Raw genomic sequence first — 26,893 nt, 5'->3', positions numbered from 1 at the left:
GAGACGCCATGTCCCCGAACGACAACCGTATCGACGCGCGAGACTGGTCGCTGCTCGCTGTGCTCTCGGCGCTCTGGGGCGGCTCGTTCTTTTTCAACGGCACGGCGCTGCGGGAATTGCCGCCGCTCACGCTGGTGCTTTTGCGCGTTGCCCTTGGCGCGGCCATTCTGCTGCCGCTGCTCCGCATGCACGGCATCGGTTTTCCCAAGGGCATCGCCGGCTGGAAGCCGTTCGTCGCGATTGGGCTCCTCAACAACGTCGTCCCATTCTCGCTGATCGTGATGGGCCAGACTTTCATTCCAAGCGGGCTGGCGTCGATCCTGAATGCCACCACGCCGCTGTTCACGGTGATGGTGATGGCGGCGGCAGGCGAAGAGGCCTTGCGGCTGCGGCGCGTTGTCGGCGTGGCACTGGGCCTCGCCGGCGTGATCATCCTGCGCGGATGGGGCGTTGAAACACGGGCGGGGCAGGGGCTGGGCATCCTGCTCTGCCTCGGCGGCGCCTTCAGCTATGGCTTTGCGGCATTGGCAGCGCGACGGTTGTTGAAGGACTCCCCGCCGCTGGGGACGGCAGCATATCAACTGATGGCTTCCACGGTGATGATGGCGATCGTCGCCGGCGTGGTGGAGCAGCCGTGGCGTCTCCCGATGCCGGGCGTGACGATTTGGCTCGCGGTGCTTGGCCTTGCCGGCCTGTCGACGGCGCTCGCCTACATCGTCTTCTTCCAGATCCTGCGGCGGTCGGGCGCGACCAATGTGATGCTGGTGACGCTGCTCATTCCCGTCACCGCCGTTCTTCTGGGATCGCTGGTGCTGGGCGAGCCGATCGCCATGCGTGAGATCGCGGGCGCGATCGTGATCGGAAGCGCGTTGCTGGTGATCGATGGGCGCGTTCTGAACCTGCTGCGGCGCGGCACATAGTTCCAGATCCGCCGTTTCACCTCACGGAAAATCGCGGCGCTTGCCAGCCGCAGGCGGCCTTGCGACACTCTCGGCAAAACAAGACTACAAAACACAGGGAGAGAACGATGCCGGGTCGTCGCAATAACCTTGCTGCACTCGCCATTCTTGCTGCTGGCGTGCTCGTCTCGACACCGGCCCTGGCGCAGAAGAAATACGACCCCGGAGCGACCGACACCGAAATCAAGCTCGGCAATATCATGCCCTATAGCGGGCCGGCGTCGTCCTATGGCGTGATCGGCAAGACCGAGGCCGCGTTCTTCAAGATGATCAACGACCAGGGCGGCATCAACGGGCGCAAGATCAATTTCATCAGCTATGACGACGCCTATTCGCCGCCGAAGGCGATCGAGCAAGCGCGCAAGCTGGTTGAGAGCGACGAGGTGTTGCTGATCTTCCAGCCGCTCGGCACGCCTTCGAACTCCGCGATCATGAAATACATGAATTCGAAGAAGGTGCCGCAGCTCTTCGTTGCCTCCGGCGGCACCAAGTTCGGCGACCCCAAGAATTTCCCATGGACCATGGGATTCCAGCCGAACTACCAGAGCGAGGGGCGGATCTACGCGAAATATATCCGTGACAAGTTTCCGAACAGCAAGATCGCGGTGTTCTGGCAGAACGACGACGCCGGCAAGGACCAGTTCAAGGGCCTGAAGGACGGGCTCGGCGACAAGGCCAATATGATCATCGCCGACAAATCCTATGAGGTCAGCGATCCCTCGATCGACTCGCAGATCGTCGCCTTGCACGATTCCGGCGCCGACATCTTCTTCTCCTGGGCCGCGCCAAAGGGATCGGCGCAGGCGATCCGGAAGGTCGGCGAGCTCGGCTGGAAGCCGAAATTCTTCCTGGCCAATACGGCTACGTCGATCGCCTCTGTGCTCAAGCCCGCCGGGCTCGACTATTCCAAGGACATCATCTCGACCGCATATTTGAAAGATCCGACCGACCCGACCTGGGACAAGGATCCGGCCGTGATCGCGTGGCGCACCTTCATGGACAAGTACTATCCCGAAGGGGACAAGACCAACGCCAACAACCTTTATGGCTACGTCCAGGCAGAGGCGATGGCGCAGGTGCTGAAGCAGTGCGGCGACAATCTCACGCGTGACAACGTGATGAAGCAGGCCACGAACCTGAAAGATTTCCACACCGACCTGATGCTGCCCGGCATCATGGTCAACACCTCGGCCGACGATTATTTCCCGATCGAGCAGATGCAGCTGATGCGCTTCAACGGGCAGGCCTGGGAGCTGTTCGGCGACGTCATCACCGGTGAGGTCGGCCACGAGCGGGGCCAGTAGTCAGGGCCGTCACGTGCTTCCCTCCTGGAGTACGTGCGCCTCGCCGTTCGTTCCGAGGCCGGCCGCATCGCGTTTCGCCGCGTCGCCTGTCGCCGCGGAATGATCGGCGGCAAGCAGAATGTAGAACGCCGGCACCACGAACAGGGTGAACAGCGTTCCAATCGACAGTCCGGAGGCGATCACCAGCCCCATGTTGAAGCGCGACGCTGCGCCGGCGCCGGATGCGGTGATCAGCGGCATGACGCCGATCACCATCGCCGCCGTCGTCATCAGGATCGGGCGCAGCCGGATCGAGGTGGCTTCGATGACCGCATCGCGCTTGGAGCGGCCGGCATGCTGCAGCTCGTTGGCGAACTCGACGATGAGAATGCCGTGCTTGCTGATCAGTCCCATCAGCGTCACGAGGCCGACCTCGGTGTAGATGTTCAGGCTCGCGCCCTTGATGCCCAGCATGATGAAGATCAGGGCGCCCGCGATCGACATCGGCACCGAGACCAGGATGATGAGGGGATCGCGGAAGCTTTCGAACTGCGCCGACAGCGCCAGAAAGATGATGATCAGGGCAAATCCGAAGGTGGCGGCGAAGCCGGATGATTCCTGGATGAACTGGCGCGACTGTCCGCCGTAGTCGATGCTGTAGCCTTTGGGCAGGGTTCGGTCGGCGATCTCCTTCAGCTCTGCGAGCGCTTCGCCGGTAATCACGCCCGGCATGGCCACGCCGGAGATAGTGGCGGCATTGACCTGCTGGAAATGGTTCAGGGATTGCGGAACCGTGGTCGTTTTCAGCGACGCCACCGTCGAGAGCGGAACGGACGTGCCGTCGGAGGTCTTGATGTAGTAGTTCAGCACCTGATCGGCGTTCAGTCGCTGGCGTTGCTCAACCTGCGGGATCACCTTGTAGGAGCGACCGTCCAGGCCGAAATAGTTGACATACCCGCCGCCCAGCATGTTGCCGAGGGCACCGCCGACATCGCTGAGCTTCAGTCCGAGCTGTGCGGTCTTTTCCCGATCGATCAGCACTGTGGTTTGCGGCTGGTCCACCTTCAAGTCGTTGTCGAGGAAGATGAACTTGCCGGTCTTCAGGGCCTCGGCGGTGAACGCTTTGGCGATGCCGTCAAGCCGCTCGAAGGGGTCGGTGGTCTGGATCACGAACTGGATCGGGAGGCCGCTCGCGCCTGGCAGCGGCGGCAGTTGGAACGCCACGATCTTGGCTCCGGCGACCCCGGCCATCTCCTGTTGCAGCACCGGCTGCAGTTCCGCCGCGGTCTTGTCGCGCTTGTCCCAGGGCTTCAGCACCCAGCCTGCAATCGAGCTGCCGACGAGATCGAGCTGAAACACGCCGGCGGTTTCGGCATAGGCGGAAATGCGGCGGTAGACCTCGGCCGAATACAGCAGCTTCTGCTGCAGCGTTGCGGTCGGCGCCAGCGTCGACTGCATCAGGATCGCGCCCTGATCCTCCTCCGGCGCCAGCTCGTTCTTGGCGTTGGTGTAGAGCCAGTAGATGCTGCTCAGGACCAGGGCCGCGAACACGACCGTGACCGGGATCGTCGTCAGGCTGCCGGCGAGCAGGCGCCGGTATCGATGCTGGAACGTCTCCATCCGGGCATCGATGAAGGCGACGATGCGATCGTCGAGCGTCGGCTTGCCGCTCGTCGGCGGCTTGAGGATGTAGGCGCAGCACATCGGCGTCAGCGTCAGCGCGACGACGGCCGACACCGCGACTGCGCCGGCAAGGGTAAAAGCGAACTCGGTGAAGAGCGCTCCGGTCAGGCCGCCCTGGAATCCGATCGGCACGTAGACCGCGATCAGCACCACGGTCATGGCCACGATCGGACCGGCAAGCTCGCGCGCGGCGGCGATCGCGGCCTGCAACGGCTTCGCGCCCTCCGCCAGATGCCGATTGACGTTCTCGACCACGATGATGGCGTCGTCGACCACAAGCCCGATCGCGAGCACCAGCGCGAGCAGCGTCAGCAGGTTGATCGAGAAACCGAGCGCCAGCAGCAGGGTGAAGGTGCCGACCAGCGAGAGCGGAATTGCGATCACCGGAATCAGCACCGAGCGCCACGAGCCGAGGAACAGGAAGACGACCACGGTGACGATCAGAAGTGCTTCGACCAGGGTATGAATCACCTCGTCGATCGAGCTGTTCACGAATTCGGTGGAGTCATAGATGATCTCGGACTTCAGCCCCTCCGGCTGCTGCGCCCTGATATCGGGATAGACCGCGCGGATGCCCTTGATGACGTCGAGCAAGTTGGCGTTCGGCGCCACCTGGATGCCGATATAGACCGCCCGCTTGCCGTTGAAGCCGACCGACGAGTCGTAATCTTCGGAGCCCAGGGTGACGTTGGCTACGTCCGACAGCTTGACGTTGGAGGCGCCGGCCTGCTTCACGACCAGGTCGCGAAACTCCTGCAGCGACTTCAGGTTGGTCGCGGCCGTCAGGTTGACCTGCACCATTTGGCCCTTGGTGGTGCCGAGCCCGGCGATGTAATCGTTGCCGGACAGCGCGGTCGAGACGTCCGATGCGGTCAGCCCGTAGGCCGCAAGCTTGATCGGATCGAGCCAGGCCCGCAGCGCGAAGGTCTTGTTGCCGAGCAATTCCGCGGTCTGCACACCCGACACCGCCTGCAGTTTCGGCTGCACCACCCGGATCAGGTAGTCGGTGATCTGGTTCGGCGCCAGCAGGTCGCTGCTGAAGCCGAGATACATGGCGTCGATGGTCTGACCGACCTTGACCGTCAGCACCGGCTGTTGCGCGCCGCTCGGAAGCTGATTGAGCACCGAGTTCACCTTGGTGTTGATCTCGGTCAGCGCCTTGCCGGAGTCGAAGTTCAGCCGCAGATTGACCGTGATTGTCGAGGTGCTCGACTGGCTGTTCGACGTCATGTAGTCGATGCCGTTGGCCTGCGCGATGGCGTTCTCCAGCGGCGTGGTGATGAAGCCGGCGACGATCGCAGGATCCGCGCCGTAGTACGTCGTCGTCACGGTGACGATCGCATTCTGGGTCCGCGGATATTGCAGGATCGGCAGCGAAGTCATCGACTTGAGACCCAGCACCAGGATCATCAGGCTGACGACGATCGCAAGCACCGGCCGACGAATGAAGAGGTCGGTAAAGGACACGTTCTCGCTCCTCACTGATCGGCGGGTGCCGGACTAGGATCGTTCGCCACGGCAATGGAGTTGTCGACCTTCAGCAGGGTGCCATTGCGCAGCTTGATCTGGCCGGCGGTGACGACGGTCGCGCCCTGGTCGAGACCCGAGATCACCGCCACTTGATCGCCGCGGGCGGCGCCGGTTTTGACGAAGGTCTGGCGGGCGACCAGCCCCTGCTTGCCCGCGTCCTCACTCTTGACTGCGAGGTACACGGAATCTCCGTAGGTGTTGTAGACGATGGCGGTCTGCGGCAGCGTGACGTAGCTCGCGGCGTGGCCGATGTTGAGGTCGATCCGCGCGAACATGCCGGGCAGGAGCTTGCGATCCGCATTGTCGAAGATCGCACGGACCTGAACGTTGCGGCTGGCTTGATCGACCTTGGAATTGAACGCCTGCACGACGCCCTTGAAGGTGCGCCCGGGAAACGCGTCCATGCGCGCAACGACCTGCTGGCCAACCTTGACCTGATCGACCGCCTGCTGCGGCAGCGTGAAGTCGACAAAGAGGCGGTCGAGCGCCTGCAACGTGACGATGGCGGTGCCCGCGGTGAGATATTGGCCGACGTCGACCTGACGCACGCCGAGCCGCCCTGCAAACGGTGCCTTCAGGGTCTTTTGATCGAGCAGCGCCTGCTGCTGCGCCACCAGTGCCAAAGCGTTGCGCTCGTTCACGAGATCACTGTCGACCGTGGCCTGACTGACCGCACTGATCTTCAACTGACCCTGATCGCGCCGCAACGTGATGGCGGAGCCGTCAGCGGTGGCCTGCAGGGATTGCAGCTTGGCGATGTCATCCTCTTTGCGCAAGTCGAGCAACACGTCACCCGCGGCGACATCCGTGCCCGACTCGAAGTGCACGCTGTCCACGATGCCGGACTGCTGGAGCGAGAGATCGGCACCGTTCACCGCGCGGAACGTGCCGATGGCGGTCAGGGCCGACTGCCAGTCGCTGAGCACCGCAGTGGTGGTCGACACCGTCTGCGGCGGATCGGCGAGGGCAGCCATGGCTTGCCTGATCATGCCGGCGCGGAAATTGACGAACCAAGCCAACGCGGCGAACACCGCACCGACGACACACAGCATGATCATCATGCGCTTCAACATGGCTTCGGACTCTCGGATCAGTTGGCTGGTGGGGTCGGCTGTGCCGGCAGGGCGCCTGCGGGAACGAATATTGCGGCGATGCCTGCGGGCTTTGCCTCGGCCGCCGGAGTTTCATCGACACGATTCCACCAGCCGCCGCCCAGCGATTGGTACAGCGCCACGGTGTCGGCATAGCGCGAGGCCTGCGCCTTCACGCGGTTGATCCGTGCCGTCAGCAGCGTCTGTTCGGCGTTGATGACGGAGATGAAGGTGGTGGAGCCGGCCTTGAATTGGGCTTGGGACATCTTCAGGCTTTCGGCGGAGGCCTTTTCCGCCTCGAACTGAGCCTTCAGCAGATCGGCATCCGATTGGATCGCGCGGAGCGCGTCGGCGACATTCTGGAACGCGGTGATCACCGTCGAGCGATACTTTGCGCCGCTCTGCTCCAAAGCTGCGACCTTGGACTCCTTGGTGTGGAACAGGGCACCGGCATCGAAGATGGGGCCCGTCACACTCGCCGCCACGCTCCAGGCTGCCGATTGCGGACCATAGAGTCCCGACAGCGCCACCGCGGAGCTGCCACCCGAGGCCGACAGCGTCACGTTTGGGAGCATGTTGGCTGTGGCGACACCAACATTCGCGCTGGCCTGATGAACCTGACTTTCGGCGGCACGAACGTCCGGGCGCTGCCGCACCAGCAATGACGGTACGCTGACCGGCAGATCGCGCGGCAAGCGCAGATTTGCCAGCGGCACCGCCTCGCCCCTGTCCTGGCTCGGCAGCCGGCCGAGATAAGCCATCAGCTGGTTGCGATTTTGCGCGCGGGATTTCTGCAGCGGCGGCAGCGTCGCAATCGTCTGCGCCAGTTGGGCCTTCTGAGTCAGGACATCGCTGTTGGCGACGGCGCCGAGGGCAAACTGCTGGTCGAGCAACGCGACCAGCTGACGCTGACCGTCGATCTGCTCCTGGGTCACCCGAATTTGCGCCGCGTAGGACGCATCGCTGATCGCGGTCGTCACGACGTTTGCGGTCAATGTCAGGTAGGTCGCCTCGAGTTGGAAGCGCTGATAGTCCGTATTGGCAAGATCCGCCTCGATGCCCCGCGCCTTGCCGCCGAAGATGTCCGGCGTGAAGGAAACCGGGACCGAAGTCTTGTAGAGGGTGTACAGAGACGATGGCCCGGCTTGTCCGGATTGTGCCAGCGGTACTTCGTTGCGTGTCACGCTGCTGTCCCCGGTGATGGACGGCAGCAGCGCGCTGGTATCTGCCGCGGCAACTTCGCGGGCCTGGCGCAGCGCAGCCTGCGCCGCTGAGAGGTCGGGATGGTTGTCGATCGCTTCCCGGACGAAGGCTTCGATCTGACGCGAGCGGAACACCTGCCACCACACCGCGGGCACATCGGCGCCGTACGAGAACCGTTGCGCCATGCCGCCGGGGACGTCCGCGCTTTGCGTCGCGGGCAGTCGGCCCGCCGTGTAACCGCTCACCGCTGGGGCGGCCGGGGACTCGAAATCGGGGCCTACCGCGCAGCCGCCAAGGGAAAGGGCAGCCTGAATGAGCGGTAGTAAAGTACCTCTTTGAAGCAATGTTCTCGCCGACATCCGCCGCCTTATTAAACTGAACCGTTTAGTACTTGACCGGCCCCGCCGGGATTGTCAACAGTACTGAACTGTTTAGTTTTATTGCAGCATCAAACATTTTGATGTACGCGGAGTCCCCAAGATCAGGTTGTTGTTCTTTCAACTCGTTGATGCGGCGTCATTCTGCGCGCTGGCGGCAGCGACACCGATTCGTGACCCGACGGAGTGCCATCATTGATCGAAACGATCGCCCATCCCGCTGCTGAGCAGCCGAGCCCGCCGGCGGGCCGCAAGATGGAAACTGTCATTCGCGCGGCTTGGCAGCTGTTTCTCGACCACGGCTTTTCCGCAACCAGCATGGACGCCATCGCGAAGGCCGCCGGCGTGTCGAAAGCAACGCTCTATGCGTATTTCCCTAGCAAGGAAGCCTTGTTCGCCTCGTTGATCGTGGCGGAATGCGACAGCCTGCAACACGACCTGCCGATGCCCAAACTGTCGGCCGGACTCTCCGAGGCGCTCAGGGAGTTCGCCAGGCAATACGTCCGCACCTTCATCGACCGGAAAGACGTCGCCTTCGTCCGCATCATCGCCAATGAAAGCGGACGCTTTCCCGTGCTCGCGCGGCTGTTCTATGAAAGCGGACCCGAAGCGACGATCCGGCGGCTCTCTCATTTCCTCGAAGAGGCGAGGGCGGCGAAGCTGCTGGAATTTGACGACTCGATCGCAGCCGCCAGACAATTCCTGAGCCTGATCCGCGGCGAGCTGCCGCTGCTGATCGTGCTGGGTCTCAACGAGCTCACGGAAGGAATGATCGAGCAGGAGATCGAGGCGGGTCTCAATCTCTTCCTGAAAGCGTGTCAGCCTCGCGGCTGAAATTCTCACGCATATCGCATGAAGGAAGAGGCCAGCTCTAGCCTGCGCTGAGACGCACACCGGCGCGCAGGAACTTCTGCGGATCGACCGCTTCGCCGTCGATGCGGGTCTCGTAATGCAGATGCGGGCCGGTCGAACGTCCGGTCGAGCCGACGAGACCAACGACCTGGCCGATCTTGACGATCTCGCCGACCCGGACATTGATCTCGGAGAGATGGCCGTAGCGCGTCGCAAGGCCATTGCCGTGATCGACCTCGATCATGCGGCCGTAGCCGCCGGACCAGCCGGCCGAGACGACCTTGCCGTTGGCGGTGACGCGAACGGGATCGCCGCTCGCGGCGCGGAAGTCGAGCCCGGTGTGCATCGCGGGCCGGCCCAGGAACGGATCGCTGCGCACGCCGAAGCCGGAGGTGAACTCGACCTCGCCGATGACGGGCTTGCGATAGGGCACGAGTGCGAGCGTGCGATTGAGCCGGTCCATCTCGGCGCGGGTGCTGTTGATGCGATAGAGCTGCTTCTCGAACGGCCCCGAACTGGCGGTGAGTTTTACGGGTACGAAAGGCCCGCCCATCGCCGTGCGCGGCACGGCGGCTTCGAGACTTGCGAGGTTCAGGCCGAGATCGCTGACGACGCCGCGCATCCGGCGCATGCGCGAATCCATGCCTTCCTCGACGGCGTTGAGTGCTGCCATCTGGCGGCGCTCGACCTGGTCGAGCGAGGTCGTGAGCCGAACGACGACGTTGTCGAATCCCTGGTTCTTGGCGAATTGATTGACGGGCGGAGCTGCAAGGCTCGGCGCGCGCGATTCGAGCCGCGCTTCGCGATCCGGCGGCGCGACGAAGATTACGGTGTCGCTGATCGGCGAGGGTTTTGGCGTGCCCTGCGTCGTCTGGCTGGCGTCGCCACGCTGCGGGGTGGACCGGGGAATCGATCCGGTCACGTCTGGCATGGACCCGAGCGCCGTGGCACGGGATTCCAGCGCCGTCTGGCGCTTCATGATCTGGTCGAGCTTCTGGTCGAACTGCTCCTGGTCGAGCAGCTGCCGGCTGGTGGTGCGGTCGACCTTGGCGCGCAGCTCGGCGATGCGGTCCTCATAGGCGTATTGCATCTCGGCCTGCCGGGCGATCAGTCGGGTGAGGACGTCGTCGCGGAAGGCGAAATAGGTGGCGGTTGCGGCCGACCAGAGCCCGAGCAACACGACCGTGCCGACCACGATCCAGAACACCACAGGCCCCAGGCGAACCTGCTTGCCGTGATGCACGATGGTGTAGGCGTCGTCGGTGTCCGGAAGGGGAAGCGCGGTTGCCACCGCGGCAGCACGGCGATGAAAGGCTCGACCGTGGTCGTGGGGGTGATGCTGGGGGTACTGCGAGAATTGGGCAGAACTTTTCGACATCGGCACTCCCGCGCCGGTCGGATGAGTCCGTACGGCCTAATTGCCGCGGCAATCTGGGCCAGTCATGGTTAATTTTCCGGAAACGGAACCGTTTGAATTTAAATGATTGGTTAAAGGCTCCTTGCGGCCTCCAGCACCTCGTCGGCGTGGCCGTCGACCCGGACATTGCGCCAGATCCGGGCGATCTTGCCGTCGGTGCCAAGCAGCATCGTGGTACGAAGAACTCCGAGGAAGCTCTTGCCATACATGGACTTTTCGCCCCAGGCGCCGTAGGCCTGCAGCATCTCGTGTGTCTCGTCCGAGATGAGGGGCACGCCGAGACCGTGCTTGTCGCGGAATTTGTCCTGAGCCTTGAGTGGATCGGCGGAGATACCAAGCACGGCGGTGCCAGCCGTGGCGAAGGCGCCGGTCAGCCGGGTGAAATCGATGGCCTCCCTCGTGCAGCCCGGCGTGTCGGCGCGGGGATAGAAGAACAGGACCAGCTTCTGGCCGGCATAATCCGACAGCGCGACGACACCGCCACCGTCGCGGGGCAGGCGGAAGGCGGGAGCCTTCTGACCCTCGGCCAGGCCGGCCTTCGCCGCCGTTTCGGGCGTGGAAGCCGATCTGGAAGAATTTAACCGTTTCGATGCGGCCTTATGCGATGCTGTCTTTGCTATGGTCCCAGTTGATTTGCTCGCCGGTGTCCGCTGTGTTTTCGCGGGCTTGGTTTGAGTCGCAGCCCGCGCTTTCACGGGCTTCTTTTTAGCCGTCGGCCTGCCGGAGGGCGTTTTGGACGATTCCTTTTGGGATTTCTTGGACATACGCCTTCCTTTCGTCGCTTTCGGCGGGTCAACCAAAGCGGTATTGCAGCCCTTTTCCGCTATGCCGGAATCGTGCCCTCGGCGGGGCGAGTCTGACGACGCCGGAGTCTGGTTACAAGGAATTCCACGCACCACCCCACTGCTCGTTGAACGCGCTCCCGGGGCGACATGACGAACAGAAGGAATATTCGAGGTATGGCGGCAATGCCGGGGCAGGAAGCTTCGCTTCCTGTCGATGGCTGCAGCCCCGGCGGCGCTCAATCCTACGACGGGCGCTTGTATCGAGAGGCAATGGCAAGGAATACGTCGCCCCAGGATTACAATCGGGATTTAGATCGGCGCGGCAGCCAACCAGAGCAGCAGCAATGGGACGACGCCGATTGGGATCCGGATCAGGAAGCGGCGGCGGGCTATCGCGCGCGCCGGCTGTTGTCGCGTTCCAATTCGGGCTTCCATCGATTCACTGACGGGTTTGGTCCGTTGCGCCGCTGGCTGGGCGGTGGTCGCTGGCTGAAGCGCGTGGCCGTGGTCGCCGGTGCCCTGATCGTCATCTTCGTCGGCTGTTTCGGCGCGCTGTGGTGGCGGCTCGGCGCCGGTCCCATCAATCTCGACATTGCGACGCCGTGGCTCGCGGCCGCGATCGAGGACAATATCGGTCACGGCAACACCGTGGAGGTCGGCGGCACGCAGATCGAGCGGGCCGGGCGGATCCGCATCGCCGTGCGTATCCGTGACATCGTGGTGCGCGACCACGATCATGTCATTGTCGCCACCGCACCGAAGGCCGAGGTGAAGCTGTCGGGGGCGGGCCTGCTGATGGGGCATCTGCGCGCCGAAAGCCTCAACCTCGTCGATGCCGAGCTCGCGATCCGGATCGCGCCTGACGGCACCGTCACGGTGTCGGCTGGCGACACCGCAAAGCCGCTCGCGACTGGCGTCGCCTCCAAGAAGGATGCGGGGCTGCCGCCGACTTTCCCGCGCAACGGTGTCCCGCCGCCGCCATTCGCAACCGAGCCTGCGACCCCCGATGCATCGCAAGCCGCGACCCAGCCCACGGCCCCGACCGGCATTCTTCAGGGCCTCGACTGGCTCGACAGTCTGAGCATGACCGGCCTCGACGGCCAGAACCTCAACGAGATCGGCCTGAAGAACGGCAATCTGATCGTCGACGATCAGCAGCGCGGCAGCAAATGGACGTTTGAGAACATCACGCTCAGCCTGCGCCGTCCGAGCCGTGGCGGCGTCGCGCTTAGCCTCGGCGAGGAGGGCGCGCGTCCGTGGTCGTTGCGTGCCACGATCGGCCCCACCGAGAACGGCGTGCGCTCGGTCGATATCCGCGCCGACAAGGTCTCGACCGCCAACATCCTGCTGGCGCTGCGGGTGAAGGATCTCACCTACACCGCCGACCTGCCGCTGACCGGCGAGCTCAAGGGCGAACTCGGCCGCGACGGCGTGCCGACCTTTTTTCGCGGCAAGATCGCGGTCGGCGCGGGCAACATCATCGACACCGATACGCCCGACTATCCGATGGCGATCGACTCGGCCGAGATCAATGTCGAGTGGGACGCCAATCGGCGGGTGCTGGTCGCTCCGTTCAAGGTCCTCTCGGGCGCGAATCGTCTGACGCTTCTGGCTCATGTCGAGCCGCCCAACGGCACCGTCAACGACTGGCAGCTCGGTTTCAGCGGCGGTTCGATCCTGCTCGGCGGCATCGACAACGAGCCGCCGCTGGTCTTCAACCGTATTGCGATCGGCTTCCGCTTCGACACCGACCACAAGAGGCTGCTGTTGACGCAGGCCGATATCTCCAACGGAGAGATCGGCGTCGCCGGCACCGGTGCCATCGACTATTCGGGCGAGCCGCGGCTGACATTGGGTTTTGCGGGAACGCCGATGTCGGCCTCCGCGCTCAAGCGGATGTGGCCGACGCTTGTCGTCCCCGAGTTGCGCGAATGGGTGATCGAACGGATCGAGCGTGGAACGCTCCAGCGCATCGAGATCGGCGTTAATTCACCGACGAAGAATCTTCCGCGCAAGGGCCCACCCATTCCCGACGACGGCCTGTCGGTCAATATCGTGGCGAGTGGTGTCACGGTTCGCCCCGTCGATGGCCTGCCGGTGGTGCACGATGCCGATTTGAAGGCGCGCGTGACCGGCCGCACGGCGACCGTGAATATCGGGCAGGGCATCGCCGATACGCCAGCGGGCCGCAAGATCACGATTTCCGACTTCGTCTTCGAGGTGCCCGATATGGCGCCCAAGCCGTCGCCGTCGCGGACCAGGTTCCGTGTCGAAGGCCCGGTGCCTGCGGCGGCCGAAATGCTTTCCAATGATCGCCTGAGCGATCTGTCGTCGACCGTCATCGATCCCAATACCAGCAAGGGGACGTTCTCGGCGAACGTCCAGCTTGGGTTGCCGGTCAAGGGCGAGCTGACCAAAGCCGATACCACCTACAGCGTTACCGCCGATCTCAACGGTTTTGGTGCCGACAAGCTGGTGATGAACCAGAAGCTGGAGGCCAACAACCTCAAGATCGTCGCGAGCAACCAGGGCTATCAGGTCAAGGGCGACGTCAAGATCAACGGGCAGGCGGCCTCGCTCGACTATCGCAAGCCGGCCGAGGGCGATGCGGACGTCAAATTGCAGACCACGCTGGACGATGCGAGCCGCGCGCGCCTCGGATTCGATCTGGGCCCCGCCGTCAGCGGATCGGTGCCGATTAAGCTGTCCGGCAAGATCGCCGGGGGGCCCGACCAGACGACGAAGCTCGGCATCGAGGCCGACCTGACCTCGGTCAAGCTCGACAACATCCTGCCCGGCTGGGTCAAGCTGCCGGGCAGAGCGGGCAAGGCCAGCTTCAAGGTGGTGCCGACAGCGCAGTCGACACGTCTGGAGGACATCGTCATCGAAGGCGGCGGCGCTGCGATCAAGGGGTCGCTCGAGGTCGATCCGAACGGCGACCTCATGAACGCGAACTTCCCGACCTACGCGCCGTCCGACGGCGACAAGGCCTCGCTGAAGGTGGAGCGCAGCCAGGATGGCGTGCTGAAGGGCACGATGCGCGGCGACGTATTCGACGGCCGCGGCTTCCTGAAATCGGCGATCTCAGGCAGTTCCAAGGACGATGCCAAGAGCAAGACGAAGAACCTCGATTTCGACATGGACGTGAAGCTCGGCGCCGTCATGGGTTTCAACGGCGAGGCGATGCGCAGCGTCGAGGCCAAGATGTCGCGGCGCAATGGTGCGGTCAAAGCCTTCACGCTGAGCGGCAGGATCGGAAAAGACACGCCCGTGGCCGCCGATTTGCGCGGCGGCCGCGCCCAGGGCAACCGCGAGGTAATCTATCTCCAGACCAGCGATGCCGGCAACTTCCTGCGCTTCACAGATACCACCAACAAGGTCTTCGGCGGCCAGATGGTGGTGGCCATGGAGCCGCCGACGTCGGAGCCTACGACACGGGAAGGTCTGATCAACGTGCGCGACTTCTCGGTCAAGGGAATGGATCAACTCGATCGCGTCGCGGCGGGCGCTCCCAACGGTGCGCAGAGCGGCGTCGCCTTCACGGCGTTGCGCGCGGAGTTCACGCGGCAGAACGGCGCGCTCACGATCCGCGACGGCGTGGTCAAGGGGCCGATGATCGGTGCCACCATTGAGGGCTCAATCGACTTTCCCGGCAATCAGGTCTGCATGAGCGGCACCTTCGTGCCGATGTATGGCGTCAACAACATCTTCGGCCAGATCCCGTTGTTCGGCATCTTCCTCGGCGGCGGCAACAATGAAGGATTGATCGGGGTGACCTACGAGGTCGTCGGCACGCCGGCCGCGCCCGTGATGCGCGTCAATCCGATTTCGGCGATGGCGCCCGGTCTGTTCCGCAAGATCTTCGAATTCAACACCGGCAAACAGAACTCGCCGTTCGAGGAATTCCCGTCGCAGTCGAGCGATGGCTCGACCGGGCCGACGCGCCAGCTATCGAGCGGCTGCACCCTCGCGCGGCGATAGGGGCGAGGCGACTTCGTCATGCCCGGGCTTTCCCGGGCGTCCACGAATTTTGTTTCCATAAGCGCGCAGAACGTGGATGGCCGGGACAAGCCCGGCCATGACGACGTGCTGGCTTTGGTGCGGCCTACGTCGCGCGCACGCCGGCCAGGAAGGTCCCGACTTCGCCGGAGAGCTGCTCGGCCTGCTTGGAGAGGTTCGAGGCCGCGGCGAGCACCATGCCTGCGGCATTGCCGGTCTCGTTCGCTGCCGTGCTGACGCCCCCGATATTGGTGGTGACCTCCTGGGTGGCCTCGGCCGTCTGCGAGACGCTGCGGGCGATCTCGGCGGTGGCGGCGCCTTGCTCCTCGATCGCAGCGCCGATCGAGGTAGCGATCCGGCTGACCTCCTCGATGGTGGCGGTAATGCCGCCGATGGCGTCCACCGCTTCCTTGGTCGCGCCCTGGATCTGCGCGATCTTGTCGCCGATCTCGCGGGTGGCTTCCGCCGTCTGGCTCGCCAGCGACTTCACCTCCGAAGCGACGACGGCAAAGCCGCGGCCGGCTTCACCGGCACGTGCGGCCTCGATGGTGGCGTTGAGCGCGAGCAGATTGGTCTGCGCCGCGATGCTGGAAATCAGCTCGGCGACGTGCTCGATCTGCTGGGCGCCGTCGGAGAGGGCGCGCACGATGGTGTCGGTGCGGCGTGCGCTATCCACGGCGCGGCCGGTGACCACGGCGGACTGCGCGACCTGTCGGCTGATTTCGGTGATGGAGGAGGAGAGCTCCTCGGCGGCGGCCGCGACCGTCTGGACGCGCTGGCTGGCTTCGGTGGCGGCCGAGCCGACGACGGCGGCGCGGCGGTTGGTGCCTTCCGCGGTCGACGACATCGACTTGGCGGTGACCTCCAGCTCGCCGGAGCCCGAGGCCATCAGGCCGACGAGCTGGCCGACGGAGGCATCGAACCGGTCGGCAAGCGAGATCAGCGCGTCACGCTTCTCCTGTTCGCTGCGGGCCTTGGTGGCGACCTGCTCGGCCTCCAGCTTGCGCGCCGTCAGCGCGGTCTGCCTGAGCACTTCGAGGGTCTCGGCCATGCGGCCGATCTCGTCGCCGCGACCGGTCTCCTCGACCGGGGCGTCGATGGCGCCTTCGGAAATGGCCTGCATGCGGTTCTTCTGGCGGTCGAGCGCGCCGAGCACGTCGCGGGCAATCAGCCAGGACAGTGTCGCCATCAGCAGCATCAGGCCGATGCCGATCGCCCCCAATTCCAGCGTCAAGGCTCGCACGTCGGCGTCGATGTCGTCGACATAGAGGCCGTAGCTGATCGTCGCGTTCCAGGGCGCGAATTTGCGCGCGAACACGGTCTTGCGGACCGGCTCCGTCTGGCCGGGGCGGGGATAGAGATAGGAGGTTACGCCGCCCTGTGCGGTCTCAGCGCCGGCCTTGATAATGGCGTCGGCGATCAGGACGCCATTGGAGTCCTTCGCACCGGTGATCTTGCCTTCGAGCTGCTGGTTGGCGCCGTTGACGATGAGGGACGTATCGGCGTTATAGACTACCGGATAGCCTTGGCCGCCATTGAAGCTCATGCGGCGGCCGCGCTGGTGGAACTGGACCTTCGCTTCGGCCTGCGTCAGCTTGCCGGCGCCGACCTCCTCTTCGAGTGATTGGGCGAGGTTGTGGAGCATATCGACCGCGGTCCGCATCTGCTGGACGCGGTCCTCCAGCATGCGGCTCTTGCTGAGCACGGACGACACCCCGATGATGGCCGTGACCGTGAGTGCCGAAAGACAGACCATGCTGGCGAGCTTGGTGCGGATCTTGAGGTGGCTCAGCAGCTTCATCACGGCCTCGACGGAATGGTTATTGTTGCTCGCGTCGGTAGCATGAAATTCTTACCAATCATGAATGGACGCGTGCGACGGGCTGCCGCGCTAGCGGCATCCGCGAGCTGCATACGCAAACACCCATGCGGAAATGCGCCGCGTCGGCGCATGGCGCGTCAACTGGGAGAAAGATTGTGTGGGTCTTTAGTCGCGACCGAATTCGATGGGAGCGGACATGAACCGATTCGTTCACCGCCTCATCATGTCGATGCTGCTGGTCGCAGTCCTGGTCCTGGTCTGGAACGTGCTGGGCTCGCGCTGAGATGGCACCCGTAAATGTACTGGTGCCATCCCTTATCCTTTATTCGCGAATCAATTGCTGACGCCTCAGCGCCGCGCGAACGCGCCGCCGGTTGTGCCGCTAGCTAGTCCTTGCCCATCGCCGCATCGGCGCTGACCGAGCCGCCGCCGGCTGCCGAGAGGTAGAGGCAGGCGAAGCAGAACAAGATCGCCGCGGTGCCACCATTGAGCAGCGGCAGGAACACCGGCGTCTCGCCCTTGAACATGTGGCCCATGAAATAGGCGAAGGCCATCTCACCCGAGAGGATGAACGCCGCGAGGCGGGTGAACAGGCCGATCATCAGCAGCGCGCCAAGCACGAGCTCAAGCGTACCGGCTGCGTAGATGATCGGCGGGATGTTTGCGAAGTAGGGAAGCACCGGAAATTTGAAAAGCTTGGCGATGCCGTACTGGAGCAACAGGAGTCCAGTGATGAAGCGAAACAGGCTCAAGAGAACCGGTTGAAAGCGAACGAGATAGGGAAAGTTCATTGGTTTGTGCCCTCCATCCAATGCTTGCGACTAGCCGCATTCAGTTCTGCCCTGCAAGCCACCCAAGGGCAATTTGCGCTGACATTTTTGTCATGTCGGACAAAACACCGCAGCCGGGACTTTCAGCCTCGCGCGATGCACATTTTTTTGCAGCTATTCGCGTCGTGCCCATCCGTAATTTCCCGGTGACGCGAATGTCCGCAGGTTACCTTCAGGAGACCTAGCGCCGCAAGGCGGGCACGACCAGGAACGGGATCATCCCGAGCACCACGCTCGCAAGCGCGAAGGCGAGCAGCGCGTTGTAGCCATGGGTCGCGTCATGGATCAGGCCGCCGCTCCAGGAGCCGAAAGCCGAGCCGAGCCCGCTCCCGATCGAGATGGTGCCGTAGATGGTGCCGACGCGCTTGCCCCCAAAGATCTTCATCGCGGTCGCCGTGATCAGCGGTCCACGTGAGCCCATCATGCTGCCGAAGCAGACCACGAATCCAGTGAGCAGGAGGAGATTGGCGGAGTATTGCAACAGCCACAGCAGGAAGATGCCGAGGATCGAGATCGCGTAGCTGAGCAGCACCGAGGGCCGGCGTCCGATCAGGCCGTCGAGCGCTGACACCCCTAACATGCCGAACACCAGCACGACGCCGGAGAAGCCCCAGGCCGTCGCGGCCTGCAGCGGCGGGAAGCCGGCATCGATCAGATAGGCCACGATCTGGGCGGCGATCGCATACATGCCGACCGCGGTGAAGAAGAATGTCGAGAACAGCGCCCAGAAGGCGTGATGGCGCATCGCGCTCGGAAGGGTCCAGCCGTGATCGACGAAATCCGGATCGGTCTTCTTCGCGATATGCGGCGAGCCCGAGGCGAACAGCCGCCATGGCAGAAGCATGAGCGGCACCAGCAGGCCGAGCGCGGCGAAGCCGAACAGCTGGTAGGTTTCGCGCCAGCCGAGATGATCGATCAAAAGCTGCGAGGCCGGCAGCAGCGCCAGCACGCCGCCCCCCATGGCCGAGTAGACCACCGCCATCGCGGTCGGCAGCTTTGGGCCGAACCAGCGGCCGAGCAGGATCGAATTCGGCACATTGCCGATGAAGGCGACGCCGATGCCGACGCAGAGTCCGATCGAGAGCTGGAACTGCCAGAGTGACTGCGCGTGGCTTGCGATCAGGAAGGCCGAGCCGAGCAGCAAAAGGCCCAGTGCATAGACGATGCGCGGTCCGGAATGATCGAACAGGCGCCCGACCAACGGCGCCATCAGTCCGCTGACGAGCCAGGTTAGCGAATAGATCGAGACCACCTGGGCTCGATCCCACCCAAAGTTTTCCGAGATCGGCTTCAGGAAGACCGTGAAGCTTTCGCTGAGGCCGCGGCCGAGCACGGCGAGTGTGAAGCAGAGCGCGAGCACCACCAGTGCGGTGCGAACGACGCCCTGCGGCGTCGCCGTGACGCGATCCCTGGTCGCTTGCTTGGACTGTTCCTCTAGCGTGTTCTGGTCCATTGCCGATCAGGGAGCGCGCTTCAGCGCGCCCTGACAAGCAGCGAAAAGCTCATACGCCTATGCAGGCCTGAGGAGGATGTGCTTCTTCTTGCCGAACGACAGCTTGACCACGCCTTCCGGCGTCAGGTCGGCTACCGACAACGCCATCTTCTCGTCAGTGACGGGCTCGTCATTGACGCGTAGGCCGCCGCCCTTGATCTGGCGCCGTGCTTCGCCATTGGAGGCAACGAGGCCCGCCTTGACGAAGGCATTGAGCACGCCGAGGCCGGCGTCGAACTCGCCTCGCGGAATTTCCACGGTCGGCAGGCTCTCGGCCAGCGCGCCTTCCTCGAAGGTGCGGCGCGCGGTCTCGGCCGCCTCGTTCGCGGCATCGCGGCCATGCAGCAGCGCGGTCGCTTCGGTGGCGAGCACCTTCTTGGCCTCGTTGATCTCGGAGCCTCCGAGCGCCTCGAGCTTCCTGATCTCGCTCATCGGCAGCGTCGTGAACAGCTTGAGGAATTTGCCGACGTCGGCATCCTCGGTGTTGCGCCAGTACTGCCAGAAATCATACGGGGAGAACTGGTCGGCGTTGAGCCAGACTGCGCCTTGCGCGGTCTTGCCCATCTTGGCCCCCGAGGCCGTCGTCAGCAAGGGCGTTGTCAGCGCGTACAGTTGATGGGTGCCCATGCGGCGGCCGAGATCGACGCCCATGATGATATTGCCCCACTGGTCGGAGCCGCCCATCTGCAAGTTGCAGCCGGTCCGCCTGGCGAGCTCGACATAGTCGTAGGCCTGGCAGATCATGTAGTTGAACTCGATGAAGCTCATCTCCTGCTCGCGCTCGAGGCGTAGGCGCACGGAGTCCATGGTCAGCATGCGGTTGACCGAGAAGTGCCGGCCGACGTCGCGCAGCATCTCGATGTAGTTGAGCTTTGTCAGCCACTCGGCATTGTCGAGCATGATGGCGTCGCTCTTGCCGTCGCCATAACGCAGCACTTTTGCGAACACGCCGCGGATCGATTCCTTGTTCGCCTCGATCTCGGCGACGGAACGGATCGCGCGCGTCTCGTCCTTGCCGGAGGGATCGCCGACCATGGTGGTGCCGCCGCCCATCAGCGTGATCGGCTTGTTGCCGGAGTCCTGCAGCCAGTGCAGCATCATCATGGTCAGGTAATTGCCGATGTGCAGCGAGCGGGCGGTGCAATCGTAGCCGACGTAACCGGTCACCTCACCCTTGGCGGCGAGTGCGTCCAGCCCCTCGAAATCGGAGCACTGGTGGATGAATCCACGTTCCTGCAGCGTGTTGAGGAAATCCGATTTGAATGCAGTCATTTGTCGGCGCGCCTGACAATTCTTGGTTTACTGTTTCGGGAGCAATTTAAGGGTCTTCCGTGGGAACTCGGTTGCTGCCCGCCACTTTGGCCTGTGGCATTATAAGATGTGTCCCTCTGGCACAAGATCGGCTTGCCGGAAGGGTCTCTTGAGGACGCTGATCCATGATGTTGACGGCAATCGGTTTGATGAGCGGCACCTCGCTGGACGGGGTGGATGTCGCGCTGATCGAAACCGACGGAAAGCAGGTGAAGGCATTCGGGCCCTCCGGCTACCGGCCCTATAGCCCGGCGGAGCGCAACCTGCTGCGCCAGGCGCTGAGCGAGGCGGTGCACCTGCCGCAGCGCGATGCCCGGCCGGGGATTTTGGCCGACGCCGAGCGCGCGGTGACCCAGGCGCATGCTGAGGCGGTCGCCGCCTTCGTCGCCCAGAACCGCATGAGGCCGGAAGACATCGACATCGTCGGCTTCCACGGCCAGACCGTGCTGCACCGCCCCGAGAAGAGACTGACGGTCCAGATCGGGGACGCGCCGGCGCTGGCCAAGGCGATCCACATCCCCGTGATGCATGATTTCCGTGCCGCCGACGTCGAGGCCGGCGGGCAGGGCGCGCCGTTGGTGCCGGTCTATCATCGGGCGCTCGCCCAGTCGCTGGAGCGCGAAGGGCCGATCGTCGTGGTCAATATCGGCGGCGTCTCCAACATCACCTACATCGACGGCAGCGATGCGCTGATCGCCTGCGACACCGGTCCGGGCAACGCGCTGCTCGACGATTTCATGTACCGCACCATGAATCAGGCGTTCGACGCGGACGGAAAGTTCGCAGCCCTCGGCAAGGCGGACGAAGCCTGGATCGCGCGGGCGCTGCAGTTGCCATTCTTCGCGAGCCCGCCGCCGAAATCGCTCGACCGCAACGATTTCGCCGCACTGAAGCTCGGCGAGGTGCAGCCGGCCGACGGGGCCGCGACTCTGACCGCCTTCACCGCAGCGGCCATCGCCCGCATCATCCCGCTGCTGCCACGCAGGCCGCGAAGCTGGATCGTCTGCGGCGGCGGTGCCCGCAACCGGACCATGCTCCAGATGCTGCGGGAGCGCGTCGGGTCCGCCACCGTTGAGGCGGCGGAGACAGTCGGCTGGGCCTCCGACGCCATCGAGGCGCAGGCCTTCGGCTTCCTGGCCGCGCGCGGCCTGAAGGGCCTGCCGCTGTCGTATCCCGCGACCACGGGCGTGCCGATGCCGATGACGGGCGGGGTGATCGCGCGGCCTTGAGGTAATCCTGAGATCGATGGCAGTTGATGCAAATGCATTGAACTTGACGAGTACATGCAGATGCATCTATATTGGATGCAGTTGCATCAACTGCCGGGATCTTTGCCATGACCGCTTCACTCAAACTGATCAGTCACAAGCTTTGTCCATACGTGCAGCGCGCGGTGATCGCGCTCAAGGAGAAGGGCGTCCCGTTCGAGCGGGTCGACATCGATCTCGCCAACAAGCCGGACTGGTTTCTCAAACTGTCGCCGCTTGGCAAGGTGCCGGTGCTGGTCGTGACGAGCGAGAAGGGCGAGGTCGCGCTGTTCGAGAGCAATGTGATCTGCGAGTACATCGAGGAGACGCAAGGCGGTGTGAAGCTGCATCCGGCGGATGCCTTGAAGCGTGCCGAGCACCGGGCGTGGATGGAGTTTGGTTCGGCAGTGCTCGGCGACCTCTGGGGCCTGGAGACCACCACCGATGCGGAGACCTTCGAGAGCAAGCGTCAGGCGCTCGTCGCTAAATTCGCCCGGGTCGAAGCGGCGCTCGGTGCCGGTCCTTATTTTGCTGGCGAAGCGTTCAGTCTGGTCGACGCCGTGTTCGCTCCCGTCTTCCGCTACTTCGATTTGTTCGACGAGCTGACCGAGCACGGCATTTTCCGCGATGTGCCGAAGGTGCGGGCGTGGCGCGCCGAGCTGGCGCTGCGTTCGAGCGTCCGTACCGCCGTCGGCGCAGACTATCCGCAATTGTTGCGCGCCTTCCTCGTGCGCCACGACGCGCATCTGCTCAAGCTTGCGGCCTGAGCACGCGGGATGTCGCAGTCCGTGGCCTGGCTGATGCTGGTGATCGCCGGAGCACTCGATGTCGGTTGGGCGATCTCGATGAAATATGCGGAGGGCTATACGCGGGCTGGCTGGAGCATCGTCTCGCTCGTGCTGCTCGCCGCCTTCGTTGTCCTGCTCGGGCGTGCCTTGAAGGTGCTCGAGGTCGGCGTCGCCTATTCGGTCTGGACCGGGATCGGCGCCGCCGGCACCTTCGTCATGGGCGTCGTGCTGTTCGGCGAGACCTTGAGCGCGATGAAGCTTGCGGGCATCGCGCTCGTCGTGATGGGGATCGTTGCGCTCAAGCTAGCCTAAAGCCGAGCTTTAGTTTCGTACCCGGATGGAGCGAAGCGCAATCCGGCGCCCTGTCTCCGCGCATGGAGCTTCCCGGATTTCGCTTCGCTCCATCCGGGCTACAGGGCTTAGCGACGACGCCTCAGCGCACGTTGGCGAGGCGCATGTCGAGATAGGCGGTGATGGTTTCCATCAGCGGCTCGAGCTTGGCGTCGAAGAAATGATTGGCGCCGGGGATGACCTGCTGGTCGATCACGATGCCCTTCTGCGTCTTCAGCTTCTCGACCAGCGTGTTGACGTCCTTGGGCGGCACCACCGCGTCCTTCTCGCCATGCACGATCAGGCCTGAGGACGGGCAGGGCGCGAGGAACGAGAAGTCATAGAGGTTGGCGGGCGGCGCGATCGAGATGAAGCCCTCGACCTCCGGGCGGCGCATCAGCAGCTGCATGCCGATCCAGGCGCCGAAGGAGAAGCCGGCAACCCAGCAGGCGCGCGCTTCGGGATTGATGGTCTGCGCCCAGTCGAGCGCCGCGGCCGCGTCCGACAATTCGCCGGTGCCGTGGTCGAACGAGCCTTGGCTGCGGCCGACGCCGCGGAAATTGAATCGCAGCACCGAGAAGCCGCGATGCGCGAACGCATAGTAGCACTGGTAGATGATCTGATGATTCATCGTGCCGTGGAACTGCGGATGCGGATGCAGGACCATCGCGATCGGCGCGTTCTTCTGCTTGGCCGGATGGTAGCGGCCTTCGAGACGGCCGGCGGGGCCGGTGAAAATAACTTCAGGCATGATGATCTCTTGATTGATCCCTTGAAGACGCTCTTCAACAATCAACCGATTGTGCGGATTTCATCGGCTGCTGGCCGATCAAACCGCGAATGGAAGGGTGGAGCGGCGCCCTCGGATGATGCGCGAGCGGCGCGCGGCGAACTGACGCGCGCGTTCTAACATGAGGCGAGGGTCAAAAAGCAAGCATCTTGAACATCCCGCAATCCGCTCAAGACGTTAGCGTGTGATGGCCGTCATCGCGCGATCGCGATTGGGAATCGAGATTGCCAAGCGCTCCCTGCGGGCCCATGTCGGGTACCAGAGCGCGCGAAACAGCCCTGACCATAATGGTAATATAGTACGTCATGCCGAGCCGTGTTTATCTCGACTGGAACGCGACCACGCCGCTTCGCGCCGAGGCGCGAAGCGCAATGCTCGCAGCCTACGAGCTGATCGGCAATCCGTCCTCGGTGCACGCCGAGGGGCGCAAGGCGCGTCGGCTTGTCGAGGACGCACGGACCACGCTCGCGGTGGCCGTAGGAGCGCTGCCGCGGAACGTGGTTTTCACCTCTGCGGGAACCGAAGCCAACGCGCTGGCGCTGTCACCGGGCCTTCGAGGGCCTTCTGGCGGGCCTGTCGAGCGGCTTCTGGTCTCGGCTGTCGAGCATGCTTCGGTGCTGGCGGGCGGCCGGTTCCCAGCGGATAAGATCGTCCAGATCCGGGTCACGCGCTCCGGCGTGATCGACCTCGGCCATTTGAAGGCGCTGCTCGGCGACGGCTCGCCGGCGCTGGTCTCTATCATGGCGGCCAACAACGAGACCGGCGCGCTGCAGCCTATCGCCGAGGCCGCGGGAATCGTTCACGGGGCTGGTGGCCTCCTGCACGTCGATGCAATCCAGGTGCTTGGAAAAATTCCTTTCGATATCAAAGCTATCGGCGCAGACCTTGCGACCTTTTCTGCACACAAGATCGGCGGCCCCAAGGGGGTCGGCGCGCTGGTCGTGGCCGAGGGCGTGGCCGGACTTGAGCCGTTGCTGCGGGGCGGCGGGCAGGAGCTGAACCGGCGCGCCGGGACCGAGAATGTCGCCGGTATCGCCGGCTTCGGGGCAGCGGTGCGGGTCGCCCTTCAGGCTTTGCCGGAGGATGCGGAGCGCATGGCAAGCCTAAGAGATCGCTTGGAAAATAGCATTCGCTCCATGGCCGGCGCAACGGTCTTCTCAAGTGACGTCAGGCGGTTGCCCAATACCGTTCTTTTCACCGCTCCCGGCCTGAAAGCCGAGACCGCGGTGATCGGTTTTGACCTCGAAGGCATCGCCGTGTCTTCAGGCTCCGCCTGTTCCTCCGGCAAGGTGCAGCCGTCCCATGTTTTGTCGGCAATGGGGTATGATCCCACCGTCGCCCAGGGAGCGGTGCGTCTCAGTCTGGGCTGGTCCACGGAGCCGGATGACATCAACAGGGCGTTAGAGGCTTGGCGAAAGCTCGGTAATACCCTACTTAAGGGATAAGCGATGAAACACGGCTTGAACGGTTCTAAGCGCGTGCGTCCCGCCAAGAAACATCGTAATAGTCGTCCGAGTTTGATGATCCACCGCGGTCCTTGAAACCGCGAGCGGAGGATAGAATGCCAGCCGTGCAAGAGACGGTCGAGCGCGTGAAGCGCATCGACGTCGATCAGTATCGTTATGGGTTTGAGACCCTGATCGAGTCCGACAAGGCCCCCAAGGGGCTGTCGGAAGAGACCGTCAAGTTCATTTCCGAGAAGAAGAACGAACCCGCCTGGATGCTCCAGTGGCGGCTCGAGGCCTATCGGCGCTGGCTGACCATGACCGAGCCGACCTGGGCTCGCGTCGATTATCCCAAGATCGACTTCCAGGACCTCTATTACTATTCGGCGCCGAAGCCGAAGAAGACGATCACCTCGCTCGACGAGATCGATCCGGAGATCCTCAAGACCTACGAGAAGCTCGGCATCCCCTTGCGGGAAGTCGCCATGCTCGAAGGCGTCGAGCCGAAGCCCGGCGAGGAAGACCCCAACAGGCGCAAGATCGCGGTCGACGCGGTGTTCGATTCGGTCTCGGTTGCGACCACATTCAAGGCGGAGCTGAAGAAGGCTGGCGTGATCTTCATGCCGATCTCGGAGGCGATCCGCGAGCATCCCGAGCTGGTGCAGAAATATCTGGGATCCGTGGTGCCGACGTCGGACAATTTCTATGCGACGCTGAACTCGGCGGTGTTCTCGGACGGCTCGTTCGTTTACGTGCCGCCGGGCGTGCGCTGCCCGATGGAGCTGTCGACCTATTTCCGCATCAACGAGCGCAACACCGGCCAGTTCGAGCGCACGCTGATCATCGCCGACAAGGGCTCCTACGTCTCCTATCTCGAGGGCTGCACCGCGCCGCAGCGCGACGAGAACCAGCTGCACGCGGCCGTGGTCGAGCTCGTCACCCACGACGACGCCGAGATCAAATATTCGACGGTGCAGAACTGGTACCCGGGCAATTCGGAAGGCAAGGGCGGCATCTACAATTTCGTCACCAAGCGTGGCGATTGCCGCGGCAACAATTCCAAGATCTCCTGGACCCAGGTCGAGACCGGTTCGGCGATCACCTGGAAGTATCCGAGCTGCATCCTGCGCGGCGACAATTCGCGTGGTGAATTCTACTCGATCGCGATCTCGAACGGCTATCAGCAGGTCGACTCGGGCACCAAGATGATCCATCTCGGCAAGAACACGTCGAGCCGCATCATCTCCAAGGGCATCGCCGCCGGCAGGTCGCAGAACACCTATCGCGGCCTCGTCACGGCGCATCGCAAGGCGACCGGCGCGCGCAACTTCACCGCCTGCGATTCGCTGTTGATCGGCGACAAATGCGGCGCGCACACCGTACCCTACATCGAAGCCAAGAACTCGTCAGCGACGTTCGAGCATGAGGCCACCACGTCCAAGATCTCCGAGGACGTGCTGTTCTACTGCATCCAGCGCGGCCTCACGCAGGAGGAGGCCGTCGGCCTCGTCGTCAACGGCTTCGTCAAGGACGTGCTGCAGCAACTGCCAATGGAATTCGCGGTGGAAGCGCAGAAGCTGATCTCGATCTCGCTTGAAGGATCGGTCGGCTAGCGTCGACCCTCGCGGCGCGCGTTGCGCGCCCATGCATCATTTGAAT

At 63.7% G+C, this 26,893-nt stretch carries 19 protein-coding genes; 9 read left to right on the top strand and 10 right to left on the bottom strand.

What is annotated here, in order from left to right; genetic code table 11:
- Positions 1-8 precede the first annotated feature (8 nt).
- Together AC0L21_RS00315 and AC0L21_RS00310 are read left to right on the top strand one after the other, a co-directional pair.
- Positions 9-920: a DMT family transporter gene (locus AC0L21_RS00315; protein ID WP_473256967.1), complete on the top strand. Its 912-nt coding sequence runs from the start codon at positions 9-11 to the stop codon at positions 918-920.
- A gap of 107 nt (positions 921-1,027) precedes the next feature.
- Positions 1,028-2,263, top strand: coding sequence for an ABC transporter substrate-binding protein (locus tag AC0L21_RS00310; protein ID WP_473256966.1), 1,236 nt, complete (start codon positions 1,028-1,030; stop codon positions 2,261-2,263).
- A 9-nt stretch (positions 2,264-2,272) separates the two neighbouring features.
- On the opposite strand, the gene AC0L21_RS00305 is transcribed toward AC0L21_RS00310, so the two are convergent.
- Genes AC0L21_RS00305 through AC0L21_RS00295 form a run of 3 tightly spaced genes read right to left on the bottom strand, consistent with a single transcriptional unit; the run spans position 2,273 to position 8,108 of the window.
- Complete coding sequence (locus AC0L21_RS00305; RefSeq protein ID WP_473256965.1) at positions 2,273-5,392, bottom strand: efflux RND transporter permease subunit; 3,120 nt, start codon at positions 5,390-5,392, stop codon at positions 2,273-2,275.
- An 11-nt stretch (positions 5,393-5,403) separates the two neighbouring features.
- Positions 5,404-6,528, bottom strand: coding sequence for an efflux RND transporter periplasmic adaptor subunit (locus tag AC0L21_RS00300; protein ID WP_473256964.1), 1,125 nt, complete (start codon positions 6,526-6,528; stop codon positions 5,404-5,406).
- Positions 6,529-6,545: 17 nt separating this feature from the next.
- Positions 6,546-8,108, bottom strand: a complete 1,563-nt coding sequence (locus AC0L21_RS00295) for an efflux transporter outer membrane subunit (protein ID WP_473256963.1) — start codon at positions 8,106-8,108, stop codon at positions 6,546-6,548.
- A 213-nt stretch (positions 8,109-8,321) separates the two neighbouring features.
- Between AC0L21_RS00295 and AC0L21_RS00290 the strand changes: the two genes are divergently transcribed.
- Entirely contained in the window at positions 8,322-8,960 is a 639-nt protein-coding gene (locus AC0L21_RS00290) for a TetR/AcrR family transcriptional regulator (RefSeq protein ID WP_473256962.1), read from the top strand.
- 37 nt (positions 8,961-8,997) lie between these two features.
- Here the strand turns inward: AC0L21_RS00290 and AC0L21_RS00285 are convergent, their stop codons facing one another.
- Both AC0L21_RS00285 and AC0L21_RS00280 read right to left on the bottom strand, forming a co-directional pair.
- The gene (locus AC0L21_RS00285; RefSeq protein WP_473256961.1) at positions 8,998-10,356 is read right to left on the bottom strand and encodes a M23 family metallopeptidase; all 1,359 of its coding nucleotides are present in this window, start codon (positions 10,354-10,356) and stop codon (positions 8,998-9,000) included.
- 110 nt (positions 10,357-10,466) lie between these two features.
- On the bottom strand, positions 10,467-11,159 hold the full coding sequence (locus tag AC0L21_RS00280; RefSeq protein ID WP_473256960.1) for a peroxiredoxin: 693 nt from the start codon (positions 11,157-11,159) through the stop codon (positions 10,467-10,469).
- A 204-nt stretch (positions 11,160-11,363) separates the two neighbouring features.
- Here AC0L21_RS00280 and AC0L21_RS00275 point away from each other — a divergent pair, with 204 nt between their 5' ends.
- The gene (locus AC0L21_RS00275) at positions 11,364-15,161 is read left to right on the top strand and encodes a YhdP family protein (protein WP_473258342.1); all 3,798 of its coding nucleotides are present in this window, start codon (positions 11,364-11,366) and stop codon (positions 15,159-15,161) included.
- A 124-nt stretch (positions 15,162-15,285) separates the two neighbouring features.
- Here AC0L21_RS00275 and AC0L21_RS00270 read toward each other — a convergent pair whose 3' ends face one another.
- The 4 genes from AC0L21_RS00270 to tyrS all read right to left on the bottom strand — a co-directional run bounded on the left by AC0L21_RS00270 (position 15,286) and on the right by tyrS (position 20,595).
- On the bottom strand, positions 15,286-16,980 hold the full coding sequence (locus AC0L21_RS00270; RefSeq protein WP_473256958.1) for a methyl-accepting chemotaxis protein: 1,695 nt from the start codon (positions 16,978-16,980) through the stop codon (positions 15,286-15,288).
- Between the two features lie 407 nt (positions 16,981-17,387).
- A complete protein-coding gene (locus AC0L21_RS00265) occupies positions 17,388-17,792 on the bottom strand; it encodes a DoxX family protein (protein ID WP_007609771.1) in 405 nt (134 codons plus the stop codon).
- A 220-nt stretch (positions 17,793-18,012) separates the two neighbouring features.
- Entirely contained in the window at positions 18,013-19,284 is a 1,272-nt protein-coding gene (locus tag AC0L21_RS00260; protein WP_473256957.1) for an MFS transporter, read from the bottom strand.
- Between the two features lie 57 nt (positions 19,285-19,341).
- Entirely contained in the window at positions 19,342-20,595 is a 1,254-nt protein-coding gene (gene tyrS / locus AC0L21_RS00255) for a tyrosine--tRNA ligase (protein WP_473256956.1), read from the bottom strand.
- Between the two features lie 164 nt (positions 20,596-20,759).
- Between tyrS and AC0L21_RS00250 the strand changes: the two genes are divergently transcribed.
- The 3 genes from AC0L21_RS00250 (at position 20,760) to AC0L21_RS00240 (ending at position 22,981) form a co-directional block, all read left to right on the top strand.
- Positions 20,760-21,863: an anhydro-N-acetylmuramic acid kinase gene (locus AC0L21_RS00250; RefSeq protein ID WP_473256955.1), complete on the top strand. Its 1,104-nt coding sequence runs from the start codon at positions 20,760-20,762 to the stop codon at positions 21,861-21,863.
- A 107-nt stretch (positions 21,864-21,970) separates the two neighbouring features.
- Positions 21,971-22,648, top strand: a complete 678-nt coding sequence (locus tag AC0L21_RS00245; RefSeq protein WP_473256954.1) for a glutathione S-transferase family protein — start codon at positions 21,971-21,973, stop codon at positions 22,646-22,648.
- Positions 22,649-22,657: 9 nt separating this feature from the next.
- On the top strand, positions 22,658-22,981 hold the full coding sequence (locus AC0L21_RS00240; protein ID WP_473256953.1) for a DMT family transporter: 324 nt from the start codon (positions 22,658-22,660) through the stop codon (positions 22,979-22,981).
- Between the two features lie 121 nt (positions 22,982-23,102).
- On the opposite strand, the gene AC0L21_RS00235 is transcribed toward AC0L21_RS00240, so the two are convergent.
- A complete protein-coding gene (locus tag AC0L21_RS00235; RefSeq protein ID WP_007591562.1) occupies positions 23,103-23,750 on the bottom strand; it encodes an alpha/beta hydrolase in 648 nt (215 codons plus the stop codon).
- A 344-nt stretch (positions 23,751-24,094) separates the two neighbouring features.
- Here AC0L21_RS00235 and AC0L21_RS00230 point away from each other — a divergent pair, with 344 nt between their 5' ends.
- Together AC0L21_RS00230 and sufB are read left to right on the top strand one after the other, a co-directional pair.
- Positions 24,095-25,234 carry a cysteine desulfurase family protein gene (locus AC0L21_RS00230; RefSeq protein WP_473256952.1) on the top strand — a complete coding sequence of 380 codons (1,140 nt, stop codon included), beginning with the start codon at positions 24,095-24,097 and terminating at the stop codon, positions 25,232-25,234.
- Positions 25,235-25,350: 116 nt separating this feature from the next.
- Positions 25,351-26,847, top strand: coding sequence for a Fe-S cluster assembly protein SufB (gene sufB / locus AC0L21_RS00225; RefSeq protein ID WP_007609805.1), 1,497 nt, complete (start codon positions 25,351-25,353; stop codon positions 26,845-26,847).
- Positions 26,848-26,893 lie beyond the last annotated feature (46 nt).

The sequence above is a fragment of the Bradyrhizobium sp. WSM4873 genome, assembly GCF_055811355.1.
Note: the sequence above shows the minus strand (reverse complement) of the source record. Positions and strands in the feature narration are given on the sequence as shown.

What these genes read in the sequence shown, in the direction of transcription:
- AC0L21_RS00315 (WP_473256967.1), top strand. Translation starts at nt 9, where the DNA reads ATGTCCCCGAACGACAACCGTATCGACGCGCGAGACTGGTCGCTGCTC.
- AC0L21_RS00310 (WP_473256966.1), top strand. Translation starts at nt 1,028, where the DNA reads ATGCCGGGTCGTCGCAATAACCTTGCTGCACTCGCCATTCTTGCTGCT.
- AC0L21_RS00300 (WP_473256964.1), bottom strand. Translation starts at nt 6,528, where the DNA reads ATGTTGAAGCGCATGATGATCATGCTGTGTGTCGTCGGTGCGGTGTTC.
- AC0L21_RS00295 (WP_473256963.1), bottom strand. Translation starts at nt 8,108, where the DNA reads ATGTCGGCGAGAACATTGCTTCAAAGAGGTACTTTACTACCGCTCATT.
- AC0L21_RS00285 (WP_473256961.1), bottom strand. Translation starts at nt 10,356, where the DNA reads ATGTCGAAAAGTTCTGCCCAATTCTCGCAGTACCCCCAGCATCACCCC.
- AC0L21_RS00280 (WP_473256960.1), bottom strand. Translation starts at nt 11,159, where the DNA reads ATGTCCAAGAAATCCCAAAAGGAATCGTCCAAAACGCCCTCCGGCAGG.
- AC0L21_RS00275 (WP_473258342.1), top strand. Translation starts at nt 11,364, where the DNA reads ATGCCGGGGCAGGAAGCTTCGCTTCCTGTCGATGGCTGCAGCCCCGGC.
- AC0L21_RS00270 (WP_473256958.1), bottom strand. Translation starts at nt 16,980, where the DNA reads ATGAAGCTGCTGAGCCACCTCAAGATCCGCACCAAGCTCGCCAGCATG.
- AC0L21_RS00265 (WP_007609771.1), bottom strand. Translation starts at nt 17,792, where the DNA reads ATGAACTTTCCCTATCTCGTTCGCTTTCAACCGGTTCTCTTGAGCCTG.
- AC0L21_RS00260 (WP_473256957.1), bottom strand. Translation starts at nt 19,284, where the DNA reads ATGGACCAGAACACGCTAGAGGAACAGTCCAAGCAAGCGACCAGGGAT.
- tyrS (WP_473256956.1), bottom strand. Translation starts at nt 20,595, where the DNA reads ATGACTGCATTCAAATCGGATTTCCTCAACACGCTGCAGGAACGTGGA.
- AC0L21_RS00250 (WP_473256955.1), top strand. Translation starts at nt 20,760, where the DNA reads ATGATGTTGACGGCAATCGGTTTGATGAGCGGCACCTCGCTGGACGGG.
- AC0L21_RS00245 (WP_473256954.1), top strand. Translation starts at nt 21,971, where the DNA reads ATGACCGCTTCACTCAAACTGATCAGTCACAAGCTTTGTCCATACGTG.
- AC0L21_RS00240 (WP_473256953.1), top strand. Translation starts at nt 22,658, where the DNA reads ATGTCGCAGTCCGTGGCCTGGCTGATGCTGGTGATCGCCGGAGCACTC.
- AC0L21_RS00235 (WP_007591562.1), bottom strand. Translation starts at nt 23,750, where the DNA reads ATGCCTGAAGTTATTTTCACCGGCCCCGCCGGCCGTCTCGAAGGCCGC.
- AC0L21_RS00230 (WP_473256952.1), top strand. Translation starts at nt 24,095, where the DNA reads ATGCCGAGCCGTGTTTATCTCGACTGGAACGCGACCACGCCGCTTCGC.
- sufB (WP_007609805.1), top strand. Translation starts at nt 25,351, where the DNA reads ATGCCAGCCGTGCAAGAGACGGTCGAGCGCGTGAAGCGCATCGACGTC.